12 protein-coding genes are annotated in these 16322 nt (G+C 61.6%); 5 read left to right on the top strand and 7 right to left on the bottom strand.

Going from position 1 to position 16322, the window contains the following annotated elements; genetic code table 11:
- Window positions 1-348: 348 nt before the first annotated feature.
- Together AC1RBR_RS09180 and AC1RBR_RS09185 are read right to left on the bottom strand one after the other, a co-directional pair.
- Window positions 349-924, bottom strand: a complete 576-nt coding sequence (locus AC1RBR_RS09180; RefSeq protein ID WP_027613283.1) for an ANTAR domain-containing response regulator — start codon at window positions 922-924, stop codon at window positions 349-351.
- A 15-nt stretch (window positions 925-939) separates the two neighbouring features.
- On the bottom strand, window positions 940-2151 hold the full coding sequence (locus tag AC1RBR_RS09185; protein ID WP_492563942.1) for a CmpA/NrtA family ABC transporter substrate-binding protein: 1212 nt from the start codon (window positions 2149-2151) through the stop codon (window positions 940-942).
- 222 nt (window positions 2152-2373) lie between these two features.
- On the opposite strand from AC1RBR_RS09185, the gene AC1RBR_RS09190 reads away from it, so the two are divergent.
- Window positions 2374-3393: a quinone-dependent dihydroorotate dehydrogenase gene (locus AC1RBR_RS09190; protein ID WP_064586767.1), complete on the top strand. Its 1020-nt coding sequence runs from the start codon at window positions 2374-2376 to the stop codon at window positions 3391-3393.
- 267 nt (window positions 3394-3660) lie between these two features.
- Here AC1RBR_RS09190 and rmf read toward each other — a convergent pair whose 3' ends face one another.
- Window positions 3661-3876 carry a ribosome modulation factor gene (gene rmf, locus AC1RBR_RS09195; RefSeq protein ID WP_003223300.1) on the bottom strand — a complete coding sequence of 72 codons (216 nt, stop codon included), beginning with the start codon at window positions 3874-3876 and terminating at the stop codon, window positions 3661-3663.
- 531 nt (window positions 3877-4407) lie between these two features.
- Between rmf and rlmKL the strand changes: the two genes are divergently transcribed.
- Window positions 4408-6678 carry a bifunctional 23S rRNA (guanine(2069)-N(7))-methyltransferase RlmK/23S rRNA (guanine(2445)-N(2))-methyltransferase RlmL gene (gene rlmKL, locus AC1RBR_RS09200; RefSeq protein ID WP_097087615.1) on the top strand — a complete coding sequence of 757 codons (2271 nt, stop codon included), beginning with the start codon at window positions 4408-4410 and terminating at the stop codon, window positions 6676-6678.
- Between the two features lie 146 nt (window positions 6679-6824).
- Window positions 6825-9212, top strand: coding sequence for a sensor domain-containing diguanylate cyclase (locus AC1RBR_RS09205; protein ID WP_492563944.1), 2388 nt, complete (start codon window positions 6825-6827; stop codon window positions 9210-9212).
- Window positions 9213-9371: 159 nt separating this feature from the next.
- Here AC1RBR_RS09205 and dacB read toward each other — a convergent pair whose 3' ends face one another.
- On the bottom strand, window positions 9372-10832 hold the full coding sequence (dacB, locus tag AC1RBR_RS09210; protein WP_166495587.1) for a D-alanyl-D-alanine carboxypeptidase/D-alanyl-D-alanine endopeptidase: 1461 nt from the start codon (window positions 10830-10832) through the stop codon (window positions 9372-9374).
- Window positions 10833-11067: 235 nt separating this feature from the next.
- On the opposite strand from dacB, the gene AC1RBR_RS09215 reads away from it, so the two are divergent.
- Window positions 11068-11412 (top strand): YggL family protein, encoded by a 345-nt coding sequence (locus tag AC1RBR_RS09215; RefSeq protein WP_003223308.1) that lies wholly within the window; start codon window positions 11068-11070, stop codon window positions 11410-11412.
- A gap of 127 nt (window positions 11413-11539) precedes the next feature.
- Here the strand turns inward: AC1RBR_RS09215 and AC1RBR_RS09220 are convergent, their stop codons facing one another.
- Window positions 11540-12730, bottom strand: coding sequence for a benzoate/H(+) symporter BenE family transporter (locus AC1RBR_RS09220; RefSeq protein WP_492563946.1), 1191 nt, complete (start codon window positions 12728-12730; stop codon window positions 11540-11542).
- Between the two features lie 406 nt (window positions 12731-13136).
- Between AC1RBR_RS09220 and AC1RBR_RS09225 the strand changes: the two genes are divergently transcribed.
- Window positions 13137-13901: a GntR family transcriptional regulator gene (locus AC1RBR_RS09225; RefSeq protein ID WP_007961054.1), complete on the top strand. Its 765-nt coding sequence runs from the start codon at window positions 13137-13139 to the stop codon at window positions 13899-13901.
- 183 nt (window positions 13902-14084) lie between these two features.
- On the opposite strand, the gene guaD is transcribed toward AC1RBR_RS09225, so the two are convergent.
- Window positions 14085-15389, bottom strand: a complete 1305-nt coding sequence (gene guaD / locus AC1RBR_RS09230; protein ID WP_492563947.1) for a guanine deaminase — start codon at window positions 15387-15389, stop codon at window positions 14085-14087.
- 13 nt (window positions 15390-15402) lie between these two features.
- Complete coding sequence (gene xdhC, locus AC1RBR_RS09235) at window positions 15403-16260, bottom strand: xanthine dehydrogenase accessory protein XdhC (RefSeq protein ID WP_492563949.1); 858 nt, start codon at window positions 16258-16260, stop codon at window positions 15403-15405.
- Window positions 16261-16322: the final 62 nt, after the last annotated feature.

Below are 16322 nucleotides of genomic sequence, written 5' to 3' on the forward strand. Positions count from 1 at the left end.
GAAAAGAGTCTCAAAGGAGTCACAGCAGGTGGAGCGCCGCCACGGCCGCACCACCGGCCCCGAGCTGTGGGGCCAAAACGCAAAAACGCCGCCACCTGATACGCCGGTTGGGCGAACGGGTGAGCGACGTCTTTGTCGTGGGTGGGGCAACCGCCGTTGGTTACCTGTGCTGAATGCTTAGCCAGATTTGTGCCAATAAGTGAAACCGCGTCGCGGCCTTCGCGAGCAAGCCCGCTCCCACAGGGAATGCATTTCAAAGTGAAACCCCGACCTGCTTCACAGGGGAATGCATTCCAAATGCGGGAGCGGGCTTGCTCGCGAAGGGGCCCGGAAAGCCAGCGCAGGCCTTCAGCCAAGCAACTCACTCATCGCAATGATCTGCTCCGCCACCTGAATCAGTTTCTGCTGGCGGCTCATGGCCTGGCGGCGCATCAGGGTGTAGGCCTCTTCTTCGTTGCAGTCCTTCATCTTCATCAGCAGCCCTTTGGCCAGTTCGATGCGTTTGCGCTCGGCCAGTTGCTGATCGCGGGCCAGCAGTTGCGCGCGCAAGGCCTGGTCGCTTTCGAAGCGCGCCATCGCCACATCGAGAATCGGCTGCAGGCGCTGGGCGTGAATGCCCTCGACGATGTAGGCACTGACCCCGGACTTGATCGCCTGACGCATCACCCCCGGGTCGTGTTCGTCGGTGAACATCACGATCGGCCGGGGCTGGTCGCGGCTGACGAGCACCACTTGCTCCATGACATCGCGGCTCGGTGACTCGGTATCGATCAGAATCACGTCCGGGCGCACCGTTTCGACGCGCGCCGGCAGATCGATGGTCAGGCCGGATTCATCGATGACCTCGAAACCGGCCTCGGTCAGCGCGGCTTTCAGGCGGCCGACTTTTTTCGCGGTGTCGTTGATCAGCAGAATGCGCAGCATATTGGCGGTCTCCTGTCAGCGGCGGGCGAGAAGGGGGGCGCTGTCGCTCAGGGCGTGCAACTTGAAGCTGCGGGCGTAACCAGCCGGATCGCTGCCGTCCCAGACTTTGCCATCGAGCAACTGGCTGCTGCGCATCTCCTTGCCCCACGCGGCGACACCGACGGCGGTGGCTGCTTCGCGGTAAATGTCCAGTTGCTGAACCTGGCGGGCCACCGCGAGGTAGTCGGGATCCTCGCGTAACAGGCCCCAACGGCGGAATTGGGTCATGAACCACATGCCGTCGGACAGGTACGGCAGATTCACCTCGCCGTTGCCGTGAAAGCGCAAGGCGTGCGGGTCCTGCCAGCGATTGCCAAGGCCATCGGCGTAATCACCGAGAAAACGCGGTTCGATGCAGGACAGCGGGGCGTCGAGGTATTCCGGGGCGCTCAGCAACTGCGCGGTGCTGCGGCGGTTTTCCGGGTTTTGCTCGATGAAGCGGCTGGCCTCGAGGATCGCCATCACCAGCGCCCGTGCGGTGTTGGGGTATTGCTCGACGAACGCGCGGGTGCAGCCAAGGACTTTTTCCGGGTGGTCAGGCCAGATGCTCTGGCTGGTAGCGAGGGTGAACCCCAGATCCTGTTGCACGGCGCTGGCCGCCCACGGCTCACCGACGCAGAAGCCATCGATGCGCCCGGCTTGCAGGTGAGCGACCATTTGCGGCGGCGGTACCACTACGCTGTCAACGTCCTGCAATGGATGAATGCCCTGACTCGCCAGCCAGTAATACAGCCACATCGCATGGGTGCCGGTGGGAAAGGTCTGGGCGAAGGTCAGTTTTGCGCGGGTTTGGTGCGCCTGCCGATCGAGTGCTTCAGGACTGGTCACGCCCAGTTGCTGCAAACCGTGAGACAGGTTGAGGCTCTGGCCGTTCTGGTTCAGGCCCATCAGCACCGCCATGTCGCTCGGCGCCACGCCACCGATGCCCAGGTGCACCGCGTAAATCAGCCCGTACAGGCTGTGGGCGACATCCAGTTCACCGCTGACCAGTTTGTCGCGCAAGGTCGCCCAGGACGCCTGGCGCTTGAGGTTGATCGTCAGGCCGTAGGGCTGGGCGAAGCCCTGTGTCGCGGCCACGACTACCGAAGCGCAATCGCTCAGGGCCATGAAGCCGAGGTTGATCACGCTTTTTTCCGGAGCATCACTGCCGTTGACCCAGGCCAGCGGCCCGACGGACGAATCACTCATATAAAGCCACCCTCAAAAAAAACGCCGTCCCAGGCTTTGCTAAGGCAAAACCTCCGAACGACGCCATTGTCCGTGCCCGCACGCCGCCATTGGCCTGTGGGCTGATACCCTGAAAGTGCAAGGCATATGCCAGTCAGGCTGATTTACCTGTGTGCCTCGCGCCGGGGGACGTTGCCCGGCTATAATCGCCGCCTCTTTTCGCCGCCCGAGTCATCGCCGCCCATGTACACCCTGGCCCGTCAGCTGTTGTTCAAACTTTCCCCGGAAACCTCCCACGATCTGTCGCTGGATCTGATCGGCGCGGGTGGGCGTTTGGGCCTCAACGGCATGCTGTGCAAGAAGCCGGCGAATGTGCCGGTGACGGTCATGGGCCTGGACTTCCCGAACCCGGTGGGTCTGGCGGCCGGTCTGGACAAGAACGGCGCGGCCATCGACGGTTTCTCGCAACTGGGTTTCGGTTTCGTCGAAATCGGCACCGTGACCCCGCGTCCGCAGCCGGGCAACCCGAAACCACGGATCTTCCGTCTGCCGGAAGCCGAGGCGATCATCAATCGCATGGGCTTCAACAACCTCGGTGTGGATAACCTGCTGGCGCGGGTCGCGGCGGCCAAATACAAGGGCGTGCTGGGGATCAACATCGGCAAGAACTTCGACACCCCGGTCGAGCGCGCGGTGGACGACTATCTGATTTGCCTGGACAAGGTGTATGCCCACGCCAGCTATGTCACGGTCAATGTCAGCTCGCCGAACACCCCGGGCCTGCGCAGTCTGCAGTTCGGTGATTCGCTCAAGCAGTTGCTGGCGGATCTGGCCACGCGCCGCGCCGAACTGGCCCTGCGTCACGGCAAGCACGTACCGCTGGCGATCAAGATCGCTCCGGACATGACCGACGAAGAAACGGCGCAGGTGGCTCAGGCGCTGATCGAAACCGGGATGGACGCAGTGATTGCCACCAACACCACCCTGAGTCGCGTCGGCGTCGAAGGCATGGAGCACGGTGACGAGGCGGGCGGTCTGTCCGGCGCTCCGGTGCGTGACAAGAGCACGCATACCGTGAAGGTGTTGGCGGCTGAGCTGGGTGGTCGGTTGCCGATCATTGCGGCCGGTGGCATCACCGAAGGCAAGCATGCGGCCGAGAAGATCACGGCGGGGGCGAGTCTGGTGCAGATTTACTCGGGCTTCATCTATAAGGGCCCGGCGTTGATTCGTGAATCGGTCGACGCGATCGCCGCGCTGCGCTGAGGTTTTCTGAGGGCTTTTGTGGCGAGGGAGCTTGCTCCCGCTGGGTTGCGAAGCAGCCCCAAGTTTGTCAGGTATAGCGAGGATTCAGGATTTACGACTGCTGCGCAGCCGAGCGGGAGCAAGCTCCCTCGCCACAGGGGATTGCATTTGCAGGCATAAAAAAGGGCTCCTCGAAGGAGCCCCTGGGCCGTAGCCCGCCGTCCGGGAAGGACGTGCATGGTAAGTCGCTAGAAATTCAGATTGTCGTGTTGCAATAAGTGCCCTGTGTCAGCCGACGGCGTGAAGTTCGTTGAGTCTGTGGATTCCCGCAGTGCCGGTCATACCGTCCCAGTTGTCGCCGCGTCCTTCTCGCCAGCCGTTGATCCAGGCTTGACGTACCGACGGTAGAGTAAATGGGCAAAGCTCGCGGGATTTGCCACCAACGCCATATTGATATCCGCGCAAAAATGCTCTTTCCAACGGATCACGCTTAAGTCTTCTCATAGGGTGTTTCCCTCACTTGTTGACTGTTTTCGTCGCGTTGACCTCAATCGAGGTCTGGCAGAAAAACTCTGCCGTTGGGCGGCTCGCTGCCGGCGTGGCGAGCCAAGGTGTTGACGCCGTTGCGACGTCAACCTGTGGTCAGTTCTAACCAATGAGTCACACCGAGGGAATGATCGTTTTGTCATAAGGACGTAACGAAAATAGTGCTACAGCCATAAGTAACGACCGGTTTCATGAACGTTTTTTCTGCAAACCCCGGTATGATCGGCCCCGCGCTGGATGATGGGGTTAATCCTTTAGTGAGAATGACCCACGTTTACGCTCGGTTACTAAGCGACGAAGGGTCGCTTTAAGACTTTTTGTTTCATCAACTATTTTCTCTGTCCCGGCATCTAAGCTCTTTTAACCCGAGCAGCGGGGATGGAACGGCACACCTTCGTGCCACGCGGGCGCTCTTTTAGAAAAGCGCCTGATTGAAAACCGGATCGGCAATGCGTTGCCGGTTCACTAGCCAAAGGCTCTGGAAATACCATGTCCGACCGTTTCGAACTCTTCCTCACTTGCCCCAAAGGCCTTGAAGGCCTGCTCATCGAGGAAGCCGTCGGGCTTGGCCTTGAAGACGCCCGCGAGCACACCTCCGCCGTGCGAGGCATGGCGACCATGGAAACCGCTTATCGCCTGTGCCTGTGGTCGCGTCTGGCCAACCGGGTGTTGCTGGTGCTCAAGCGCTTCCCGATGAAAGACGCTGAAGACCTGTACCACGGCGTGCTTGACGTCGAGTGGCAGGATCACATGCTCGCCGACGGCACCCTGGCCGTCGAATTCAGCGGCCACGGCTCGGGCATCGACAACACCCACTTCGGTGCGCTGAAAGTCAAAGACGCCATCGTCGACAAACTGCGTACCCCGCAAGGCGACCGTCCGTCGATCGACAAGCTCAACCCGGATCTGCGCATTCACCTGCGCCTGGATCGCGGCGAAGCGATCCTGTCCCTCGACCTTTCCGGCCACAGCCTGCATCAGCGCGGTTACCGCCTGCAGCAGGGCGCGGCGCCGCTGAAGGAAAACCTCGCGGCAGCGATCCTGATCCGTTCCGGCTGGCCGCGCATTGCGGCCGAAGGCGGCGCGCTGGCTGACCCGATGTGCGGTGTCGGTACGTTCCTCGTCGAAGCCGGGATGATCGCCGCCGACATGGCGCCGAACCTGCGCCGCGAGCAGTGGGGCTTTACCGCATGGCTCGGCCACGTTCCGGCGCTGTGGAAAAAACTCCATGAAGAAGCGGTCGAACGTGCCGCTGCCGGTCTGGCCAAGCCGCCGCTGTGGATTCGCGGTTACGAAGCCGACCCGCGCCTGATTCAGCCGGGCCGCAATAACGTCGAACGCGCTGGTCTGAGCGAGTGGATCAAGATCTATCAGGGCGAAGTCGCGACCTTCGAGCCGCGTCCGGACCAGAACCAGAAAGGTCTGGTGATCTGCAACCCGCCGTACGGCGAGCGACTGGGCGACGAAGCCAGCCTGCTCTATCTCTACCAGAACCTCGGCGAGCGCCTGCGACAGGCCTGCCTGAACTGGGAAGCGGCGGTATTCACCGGCGCCCCGGATCTGGGCAAGCGCATGGGCATTCGCAGCCACAAACAGTATTCGTTCTGGAACGGCGCGCTGCCGTGCAAACTGCTGCTGATCAAGGTGCTGCCGGACCAGTTCGTCACCGGCGAGCGGCGGACTCCGGAACAGCGTCAGGCCGAGCGCGAGCAAGCAGCCTACGATCAGACCCCGAACGAGCCGCAAGAGCGCAAGTTCAACAAGAACGGCAACCCGATCAAACCGACGCCAGCCCCGGCGCCAGTGGTCGAGCAGCCGCGCCTGAGCGAAGGCGGGCAGATGTTTGCCAACCGCCTGCAGAAAAACCTCAAGGCGATGAGCAAGTGGGTCAAGCGCGAAGGCATCGACTGCTACCGCGTCTACGATGCCGACATGCCGGAATACGCCATGGCCATCGACCTGTACCACGACTGGGTGCACGTGCAGGAATACGCCGCGCCGAAGTCGATCGATCCGGAAAAAGCCTCGGCGCGCATGTTCGACGCCTTGGCGGCGATCCCGCAGGCGCTGAACGTCGACAAGAGCCGCGTGGTGGTCAAACGCCGCGAGCGTCAGAGCGGCACCAAGCAATACGAGCGTCAGGCGGCGCAGGGCAAGTTCAATGAGGTCAGCGAAGGCGGCGTCAAGCTGCTGGTGAACCTCACTGACTACCTCGACACCGGGCTGTTCCTCGACCACCGGCCAATGCGCATGCGCATTCAGAAAGAGGCGGCCGGCAAGCGCTTCCTCAATCTGTTCTGCTACACCGCGACCGCCAGTGTGCACGCGGCCAAGGGCGGTGCGCGCAGCACCACCAGCGTCGACCTGTCGAAGACTTACCTCGACTGGGCGCGGCGCAACCTGTCGCTGAACGGCTTCTCCGACAAGAACCGTCTGGAGCAGGGCGACGTGATGGCGTGGCTGGAAAGCAGCCGGGACGAGTACGACCTGATCTTCATCGACCCGCCGACCTTCTCCAACTCCAAGCGCATGGAAGGCATCTTCGACGTGCAGCGTGACCAGGTGCAGTTGATCGACCTGGCCATGGCACGCCTGGCCCCGGGTGGCGTGCTGTACTTCTCCAACAACTTCCGCAAGTTCCAGTTGGAGGAAAACCTCGCCGAGCGTTACGCGGTCGAGGAAATCAGCGCGCAGACCATCGATCCGGATTTTGCCCGTAACACCAAGATCCACCGCGCCTGGAAAATCACGGCACGTTGACGCTCGGACTGGTTGGATCCACAGAGCCTTGATTTTTAAAGGCTCTTGGATCCGATCAGCGCTAGCCAAATTAATGGCTAATAGCTATAACTCAACGCATGGCCAATGGGTTTTCCCCCGAAACAATGGCGTCGTGAGTTGCCCTTATGTCGTTGCACCCCGTGCGCCCAAAGATTCTGGGTTTTATCAGCGAAGACGTCTCGGCCTGGCTGGTCGCGCTGCTGGTATTGCTCGCCGGCGGGATTCTCACGGGGCTGCTCGCCTGGGCCTCCCTCAATCAGTTTCACCATCAACTGCGCCAACGCTTCCAATTGCTGGCCAATGAGCGTTACAGCCGCATCGAAGAACGTTTCCAGGATCAGGAACAGCGTCTCGATGGCCTGCGCCGTTTCTTCGCCAACTCCGATTCGGTCTCGCGCAGCGAATTCGACGGCTATGCCAAACCGCTTCTATTACGCACCCAGGCCTATTCCTATGCGCCACGGATCAGCCGTGCCGAACGCCCGGCGGTCGAACAGGCCGTGCGTAACGAAGGCTTCAGCACCTTCACCTTTCGTGAACTGACCGCTGACGGCCAGTTGCAGACCGCCGCTGATCGCCCCGAATACGTACCGGTGATCTACACCCAGAGCCAAAGCCGCTTGCCCACGCCGCTGGGTTACGACTTGCTGGCGCAACCCCTGCGCCGGGCGACGCTGGAACGCGCCGACCGCACCGGGCACATGGTGGTGTCGCAGCCATTGCATCTGGTGGGGATTGATCCGGCGTATGCCCGGGGCGTCTTGCTGCTGGCGCCGGTCACTCGTGAAGGGGCGCCGAAAGGGCCGCCGCAAGGCTATGTGATGGCGGTGATCAGCATGCAGCAGTTGCTGGCCGACGGACTGCCGGAGGAGCACCAGGATTTCCTCAATGTACGCATTCTCGACCTGTCCACCGATGAACAGCATGAAGTGCTCTACGAGTCCGCCAACCAGGCTGGGGCCAGTGATCTGTCCGCCACACGTCTGTTGCGCATGGCCGACCATGACTATCAAGTGGATATGCAGCCCAGCGAAGCGTTTCTGCAGGCCAACCATTCGTCAATCAGCAGCCTGGTGGTGCTGGGGGCGCTGCTGAGTCTGTTGCTCAGCGCACTGCTTTACGTGCTGGTCAGTCAACGCCAGCGCGCCTTGCGCATGGTCGAACTGCGCACCCAGGAACTGCACGCCCGCGAGCAGGAATTGCGCGGCACCCACGGTCAGTTGCGCGGGGTACTGAATGCCGCGACCCAGGTGGCAATCATCGCCACCGACCTGCGCGGGGTGATCAACACCTTCAACCCCGGCGCCGAACAGATGCTCGGCTACAGCAGCACCGATGTGGTCGGGCACATGACCCTGGAAAACCTGCATCTGCCGCGAGAACTGGCCGCGCGTTCGGCGGAGTTGAGTGCGCGTTACGGCAAGAGCATTCCGACCTGCCACGCGATGTTGGTCGAGGGCGGCGAAGTCGGCGGGCACGAGGCACGCGAGTGGACGCTGGTGCGCAGCGACGGCAGTCACCTGCCGGTAAATATGCTCGCCACCCCGGTGCTCGATGAGCAGGGGCTGTGGGTCGGGCATCTGGCGATCTGCATCGACATCACCGAGCGCAAGCGCGTGCACGAAGCGCTGGCGGCGCGGGATGTATTGCTGAAAAAACTCAGCGCGCACGTGCCCGGCGGCATCTACCAGTTCAAGATGGAATTCGACGGACGCTTCAGCGTGATTTATGCCAGCGACGGCATCCGCGAGATCTACGAGCTGGAGCCGGACGTGTTGCTGCTCAATGCCGAGGCGATTTTCACCCGCATCCATCCACAAGACGTCTCGCGAGTGCGCAGCTCGATCCGCGCTTCGGCGGACAGCCTCAGCCCATGGCGCGAGGAGTACCGTGTGCAGTTGCCCGAGCGCGGCCTGCGCTGGGTGCGCGGCGAGGCGACGCCGGAGGAGCTGCCGGGCGGCGGCGTACTGTGGCACGGCTACATCTCGGACATTTCCGACTTGAAACGAGTGGAAGAGGAATTGCGGGCGCTTTCGGTTACCGACTCGCTGACCGGCATCCACAACCGCCGCTACTTCCAGGAACGCCTGACCACCGAAATGGCCCGGGTCGAACGCGGCGGCGGTGAGCTGTCGGTGATCATGCTCGACATCGACCACTTCAAACGGATCAACGACCAGTACGGCCATGCCGTGGGCGACCGGGTGCTGCAAGCGGTGTGCGAGCGCATCGGCCATCGTCTGCGCCGAACTGATGTGTTCTGCCGCCTGGGCGGAGAGGAATTCATGGTGCTCTGTCCGGACATCGACGGCGAGCACGCGCACATGCTGGCGGTGGAGTTGTGGCAAGGCCTGCGCAGTGCGCCGGTGGATGTGGTCGGAGTGGTGACGGCCAGTTTCGGCATCGCCAGCTGGCGCCCGGGGGAGGGCGCGGATGCGCTGTTGCTGCGCGCGGATTCAGGGGTGTATGCGGCGAAGCAGGGCGGGCGTGATCGGGTGGAGCAGATGAGCTGAGCCGTTACACCAATCCTCTGTGGAACCCTGTTTTGTGGCGAGGGAGCTTGCTCCCGCTTGAGTGCGTAGCGCTCACAAAATCATTTGGGGCCGCTGCGCAGCCCAGCGGGAGCAAGCTCCCTCGCCACAGAGAGTTGCGTCCACAGGTTCGACGGTGGGTTACAGGGCCGAAGCGGTCTGCGGCAGGCGCGGCTGCTTGTACAGATCCAGCAGCACCTGATCCAGCACCGACGATGCGCCGAACGGCGCCTTGTCGTTGAGGATCGCCACCACCGCCCAGGTGTTGCCGTTGACGTCGCGGCTGAAGCCGGCGATCGCGCGCACGGTGTTCAGGGTGCCGGTCTTGACGTGGGCTTCGCCGCGCATCGCGGTGGTCTTCAGGCGTTTGCGCATGGTGCCGTCGGTGCCGGCAATCGGCATGGAGCTGATGTACTCGGCGGCGTACGGGCTATGCCAGGCGGCTTGCAGCATGTTGGCCATCTCGCGGGCGCTGACGCGTTCGGCGCGGGACAGCCCGGAGCCGTTCTCCATCACCAGGTGCGGCGCGGTGATGCCTTTTTTCGCCAGCCACTGACGAACCACCCGTTGCGCGGCCTTGGCGTCGTCACCGTCGGCTTCGTTGCGGTACTTCTGACCGAGGCTCAGGAACAACTGCTGGGCCATGGTGTTGTTACTGTATTTGTTGATGTCGCGGATGATTTCCGCCAGATCCGGCGAGTAGGCGCGGGCCAGCAGCTTGGCGCCGCTCGGGGTCGCGGCGAGGCGATCCTTGCCCTGGATGCTGCCGCCCAGTTCTTTCCAGATCGCGCGCACGGCACCGGCGGTGTAGGTCGCGTGGTCGAGCAGCGACAGATAAGTCTGTGAGCTGCAGCCTTCGCCCAACTGACCGGCGACGGTCACGGTGACGCTGCCGTCCGCCTGGGTCACCGGGTTGTAGCGCACACCCCCGGTGCACTGTTTGGAGTTGAGCGCCTTGACCGTGTTTTCGATGCGCACGCTGGCAATCGGCGGCTCCACCGAGATCAGCACCCGGCCTCCATCATTGCGCGCGACGAAGCGCAGGGCCTTGAGGTTGACCAGCAGCGAGTCGGGTTTGACCAGAAACGGCTTGTTCTCGTCGTTGCCGTCGTCGTTGAACTCGGGCAGTTGCGGCTGGATGAAGAAGCCGCGGTCGAGGATCAGGTCGCCGGTGACCTGGGTCACGCCGTTGGCGCGCAGATCGCGCATCAGCAGCCAGAGTTTTTCCATGTTCAGCTTCGGATCGCCGCCGCCCTTGAGGTACAGGTTGCCGTTGAGAATGCCGCCGCTCAAATCGCCGTCGGTGTAGAACTCGGTTTTCCACTGATGGTTGGGGCCGAGCATTTCCAGCGCGGCGTAGGTGGTGACCAGTTTCATGGTCGAAGCCGGGTTGACCGAGACGTCGGCGTTGTACATCGTCGGATTGCCCGGGCCGTCGAGCGGAATCATCACCAGCGACAGCGCGGTCGGCTGCAGCTTGCTGGCCTTGAGGGCTTTTTCGACGTTAGGGGTGAGGGCGGTATTGATAGTGGCAGCGGCAACCGGCAGGGCCAGGGGCAGAAGAAGGCCGGCAAGAAAGAGAGGACGCAACGATTTGATCATATGAAATAAAACCCTGCAGAAGAGGGGAAAAATAACGAGGGCATGGATGAAAAAGCCCTCAGTGGTCATGAAAGTGTCGGCATTATGCCCCAAGGTGTAACAGCTTGTGCCTTGCCCGAGGCGGCCATTTCGTTATTTTTTTTACAGGCGGTCGACCACCGCGCCCAGAGAGTCGGGCAATTGACCGCTTAAACTGGTAAAGTGCCGGCCGTTATTACTTAAGAGGATTGTTCCAATGGCGACTAACCGTTCCCAGCGTCTGCGCAAAAAACTGTGCGTTGATGAATTCCAAGAGCTGGGTTTCGAACTGAACCTGGACTTTAAAGAAGATTTGTCCGAAGAAGCCATTGACGCTTTCCTCGAAGCATTCATCAAAGAAGCCATGGAAGCCAACGGTCTGGGTTATGTTGGCGGCGATGACTTCGGTCTGGTTTGCCTGCAGAAGCGTGGCTCGGTCAACGAAGAGCAGCGCGCTGCCGTTGAAGCCTGGCTGAAAAACCGTAGCGAACTGACCGGCATGACCGTCAGCCCGCTGCTGGACGTCTGGTATCCGGAAAAGCCGATCAACGCGGCCAAGTGATACTGAAAAAAACGGCGACCTGAGGGTCGCCGTTTTTTTGCAAGATCAAAAGATCGCAGCCTTCGGCAGCTCCTACATGGGAGGGTGTACACCCTGTAGGAGCTGCCGAAGGCTGCGATCTTTTGCTTTAAGCTTTACGCCAGTTCAAAATCAGTAACGTCAAAACCCCCGCCACAATCCCCCAGAACGCCGAGCCGATGGAAAACAGCGTCAACCCCGACGCCGTGACCATGAAGGTGATCAGCGCCGCCTCGCGTTCCTTCACTTCGGTCATGGCAATGCTCAGGCCGTTGATGATCGAGCCGAACAGCGCCAGCGCGGCAATCGACAGCACCAGTTCTTTCGGCAACGCGGCAAACAGCGCCGCCAATGTGGCGCCGAACACCCCGGCAATCCCGTAGAAAATCCCGCACCAGACCGCCGCGGTGTAGCGCTTGTTGCGATCTTCATGGGCGTGCGGCCCGGTGCAGATCGCCGCGCTGATGGCCGCGAGGTTGATGCCGTGGGAGCCGAATGGCGCCAGCAGCAGCGAGGCGATGCCGGTGCTGGTGATCAGCGGCGAGGCCGGCACGTTGTAGCCGTCGGCGCGCAGCACGGCGATGCCGGGCATGTTCTGCGAAGTCATCGCCACCACGAACAACGGAATGCCGATGCTGATGGTCGCGGCCAGCGAGAAGTGTGGCGTGGTCCAGACTGGCGTCGCCAGTTCCAGATGGAAAGCGCTGAAATCCAGCAGGCCCATGAAGCCCGACAGCGCGGTGCCGATCAGCAATGCGGCGAGCACCGCGTAACGCGGCGACAGACGTTTTACCAGCAGATAAGTGAAGAACATCCCCAGCACCAGCCCGGTGCGGTGTTGCGCGGCGACGAAGATTTCGCTGCCGATCTTGAACAGAATCCCCGCCAGCAACGCTGCCGCCAGCGACGCCGGGATCTTTTTCACCAGGCGTTCGAAGCTGCCGGTCAGCCCGCAAATCGTCACCAGCACCGCGCAAGTGATGTAGGCGCCGATGGCCTCGCCGTAGCTGACGCCGCCCAGGCTGGTGATCAACAGGGCTGCACCCGGTGTCGACCAGGCAATCGTGATCGGTGTGCGATAGCGCAGCGACAAGCCGATCGAGCACACCGCCATACCGATCGAGATCGCCCAGATCCACGAGGAAATCTGTCCGCTGCTCAGGCCCGCCGCTTGCCCGGCCTGGAACATCAGCACCAGCGAACTGGTGTAGCCGGTCATCATTGCGATGAAACCGGCAACGATCGCCGAGGGCGAAGTGTCGGCGAGAGGGCGCAGGCGGGTGTAGGTGGCGTCGTTCATGACGGCGGTGTTCCTTTTATAGAAGCGGTGAATCCAACGAAATATTTGTGTCTGTCACATACCTGTGGCGAGGGAGCTTGCTCCCGCTGGGTTGCGAAGCGGCCCCAATGCAGGCACCCCGGTGCGCCAGACAGACGCTATCGGCTGCTTTACGACTGCTGCGCAGCCGAGCGGGAGCAAGCTCCCTCGCCACAGTGTTCGGTAGGCGGCGGTTTTGATGTTTAAGCCTAAACTCAATCGTAACGGATCGTTGCAATACAGCCGTGGTCACAAACAGCCATACAGTCGTGTTGCCACCATCCATTGTGTACAATCGCGCTGTTTTTTACGCGATACTTGCCAGCGACCTACTGTGCCGTATTACAGTCACGGTCTATTCGCCGCAGTTCTCCCGACTCGAGTGCCCATGAACGAACAGTTGCAACCCCTCAAGAAACAACCGCGAGCAGGCAAAGCCGGCCGCAGCGGAACCCAGGACGATATTGTCTACGCGCATATCTTCGAGGCCATCCTCGAACAGCGTCTGGCGCCCGGTACAAAATTGAGCGAAGAAGCGCTGGGGGAAATCTTCGGGGTCAGCCGCACCATCATTCGCCGCGCACTGTCGCGTCTGGCCCATGAAGGCGTGGTGCTGTTGCGGCCGAACCGTGGCGCCGTGGTCGCCAGCCCGAGCGTTGAAGAAGCGCGTCAGGTGTTCATGGCCCGCCGTCTGGTGGAGCGCGCGATCACCGAGCTGGCCGTGCAGCACGCCACTGCCGAGCAGATCGCCGAATTGCGTCAGATGGTCAACGACGAGCGCGACAGCTTCTCTCGTGGCGATCGCGGCGCCGGTATCCGTCTGTCGGGCGAATTCCACCTGAAACTGGCCGAAGCGGCGAAGAACGCGCCACTGATCAGCTTCCAGCGCAGTCTGGTCTCGCAGACCTCGCTGATCATCGCCCAGTACGAAAGCGGCAATCGCTCGCATTGCTCCTACGACGAGCACACCCAGTTGATCGACGCCATCGAAGCACGCAACGGTGAGCTGGCAGTGGACCTGATGATGCATCACATGGATCACATCGACAGCAAACTCAACCTCGATGAGGAAAGTGCGTCGGATGATTTGCATGCGGTGTTCTCGCATTTGTTGCAGACCAAGAAGCCTGGGCGCCCGGCGGCCAAGCTCTGACTGGCACCGAGTCGCGGCCTTCGCGAGCAAGCCCGCTCCCACATTGGATCTTCAGTGAATATAAAATTTGGCATCGACTGAGATCCCCTGTGGGAGCGGGCTTGCTCGCGAATACGGACAGATAGGCAACAAAAATCCCCCGGGGCTAACACCGCCGGGGGATTTTTTATGCCTCGGGAAAACTCAGCGCTGATGCACCAAAGCCCCTGCCGCATAAGTTTGCTGCACCGTGCGGTCATCGCCCAGCGTCATCAGCACAAACAACGTTTCAGCAATGTTGTTGGCCTGTTTCAGGCGGTAGCTCAGCAGCGGCGTGGCGTTGTAATCCAGCACCAGGAAGTCCGCATCGGAACCCGGCTGCAGGTTGCCGATCTTCTCTTCCAGACGCAGCGCCCGCGCACCGCCCAGCGTTGCCAGGTACAGCGACTTGAACGGACTCAGGCGCGCGCCCTGCAATTGCATGACTTTGTAGGCTTCGTTCAGGGTTTGCAGCAGCGAGAAACTGGTGCCGCCGCCGACGTCAGTACCGAGGCCGACATTCAGCTTGTGTTTCTCGGCCATCGGCAGGTTGAACAGGCCGCTGCCGAGGAAGAAGTTCGAGGTCGGGCAGAACGAGATTGCCGAGCCGGTTTCCGCCAGACGCGCACATTCGTCGTCACACAGGTGCACGCCGTGGGCGAACACCGAGCGCTCGCCGAGCAGTTGGTAGTGATCGTAAACGTCCAGATAGCCCTTGCGCTCCGGGAACAGTTCCTTGACCCACTCGATTTCCTTGAGGTTCTCGCTGATGTGGGTCTGCATGTACAGATCCGGGTATTCGGTCAGCAACTGGCCGGCGAGGGTCAGTTGCTCCGGGGTGCTGGTCGGGGCGAAACGCGGGGTGACCGCGTAGTGCAGACGGCCCTTGCCGTGCCAGCGTTCGATCAGCGCCTTGCTCTCGACGTAGCTCGATTCGGCGGTGTCGGTCAGGTAGTCCGGCGCGTTGCGGTCCATCATCACCTTGCCGGCGATCATCCGCAGGTCGAGCTTGTCGGCGGCCTCGAAGAACGAGTTCACCGATTGCGGGTGCACGCTGCCGAACACCAGTGCGGTGGTGGTGCCGTTACGCAGCAGTTCCTTGATGAAGATATCGGCCACGTCGTCGGCGTGGGCCTTGTCACCGAACTGGCTTTCGCACGGGAAGGTGTAGGTGTTGAGCCAGTCCAGCAGTTGCTCGCCGTAGGCGCCGACCATGCCGGTTTGCGGCAGGTGGATGTGGGTGTCGATGAAGCCCGGGGTGATCAGCGCATCTTGATAGTGGGTGATCTCGATGTCCGCCGGTAGGGTCGGCAGCAATTCAGTGGCGTGGCCGAGGGCGCTGATCTTGCCGCCATCGACCACCAGCAGGCCGTCCTCGAAATATTCGTAGGAGGCTTCGATCCCGACTTCGGCAGGGTCGGCGATGCTGTGCAGGATGGCGGCGCGGTAGGCTTTGCGAGTCAGAGGCATGAGGGTTCTCTAATCAGTTTGAGGCTTTGAGTTTGGCGGCCTGACTGCGCCGGGAAACCGGCAGCAGTCTGGCAATCGGTTCGGCGCTGGCGCTGTGCTGGCCGAAATTGGCGTTATAGGTGGCGATGATTTCGCCGGCGATGGAGATGGCGATTTCCACAGGCAGTTTGCCTTTGACGTCGCCGATGCCCATCGGGCAGCGCATGCGTTGCACGACGCCGCTGTCGAAACCGCGATCACGCAGGCGATGTTCGAACTTGGCCCGTTTGGTCTTGGAGCCGATCAGGCCGAAGTAGGCAAAGTCGTTGCGCTTGAGGATCGCGGCAGTGAGTTCCAGGTCGAGCTGATGGTTGTGGGTCATGACGATGCAGTAGCTGCCGGCGGGCAGGTCGTCGATTTCATCCACAGGCTCTTCGGCGACGATTTTACGCACGCCATGGGGGATCTGTTCGGGGAATTCCTCTTCCCGCGAATCGATCCAGCGCACCCGGCACGGCAGGTTGGCGAGCAACGGCACCAACGCGCGGCCGACATGCCCGGCGCCGAACACCGCAATCTGCGCCTGCACCTGGCCCATCGGTTCGAACAGCAACACGGTGGCGCCACCGCAGCACTGGCCAAGGCTGGCGCCGAGGCTGAAGCGCTCCAGATGGGTGTCCTGCTTGCCGCTGGCGAGCATCTCGCGGGCGATCTGCATGGCTTTGTATTCCAGATGCCCGCCACCGATGGTGTCGAAGGTCTGTTTCGCGCTGACGACCATTTTCGAGCCGGCATTGCGCGGGGTCGAGCCGAGTTCTTCGATGATCGTAACCAGCACACAGGGTTCGCCCTGGTTCTGCAGGTCGGCGAGGGCGTCGATCCAGTTGTACATAGTCACCTCGACATCTGTCGTTGTCTGTTCGGGCCTATTCGCGAGCAGGCTCACTCCTACAT

Source organism: Pseudomonas sp. GW823-FHT01D03, assembly GCF_058798255.1.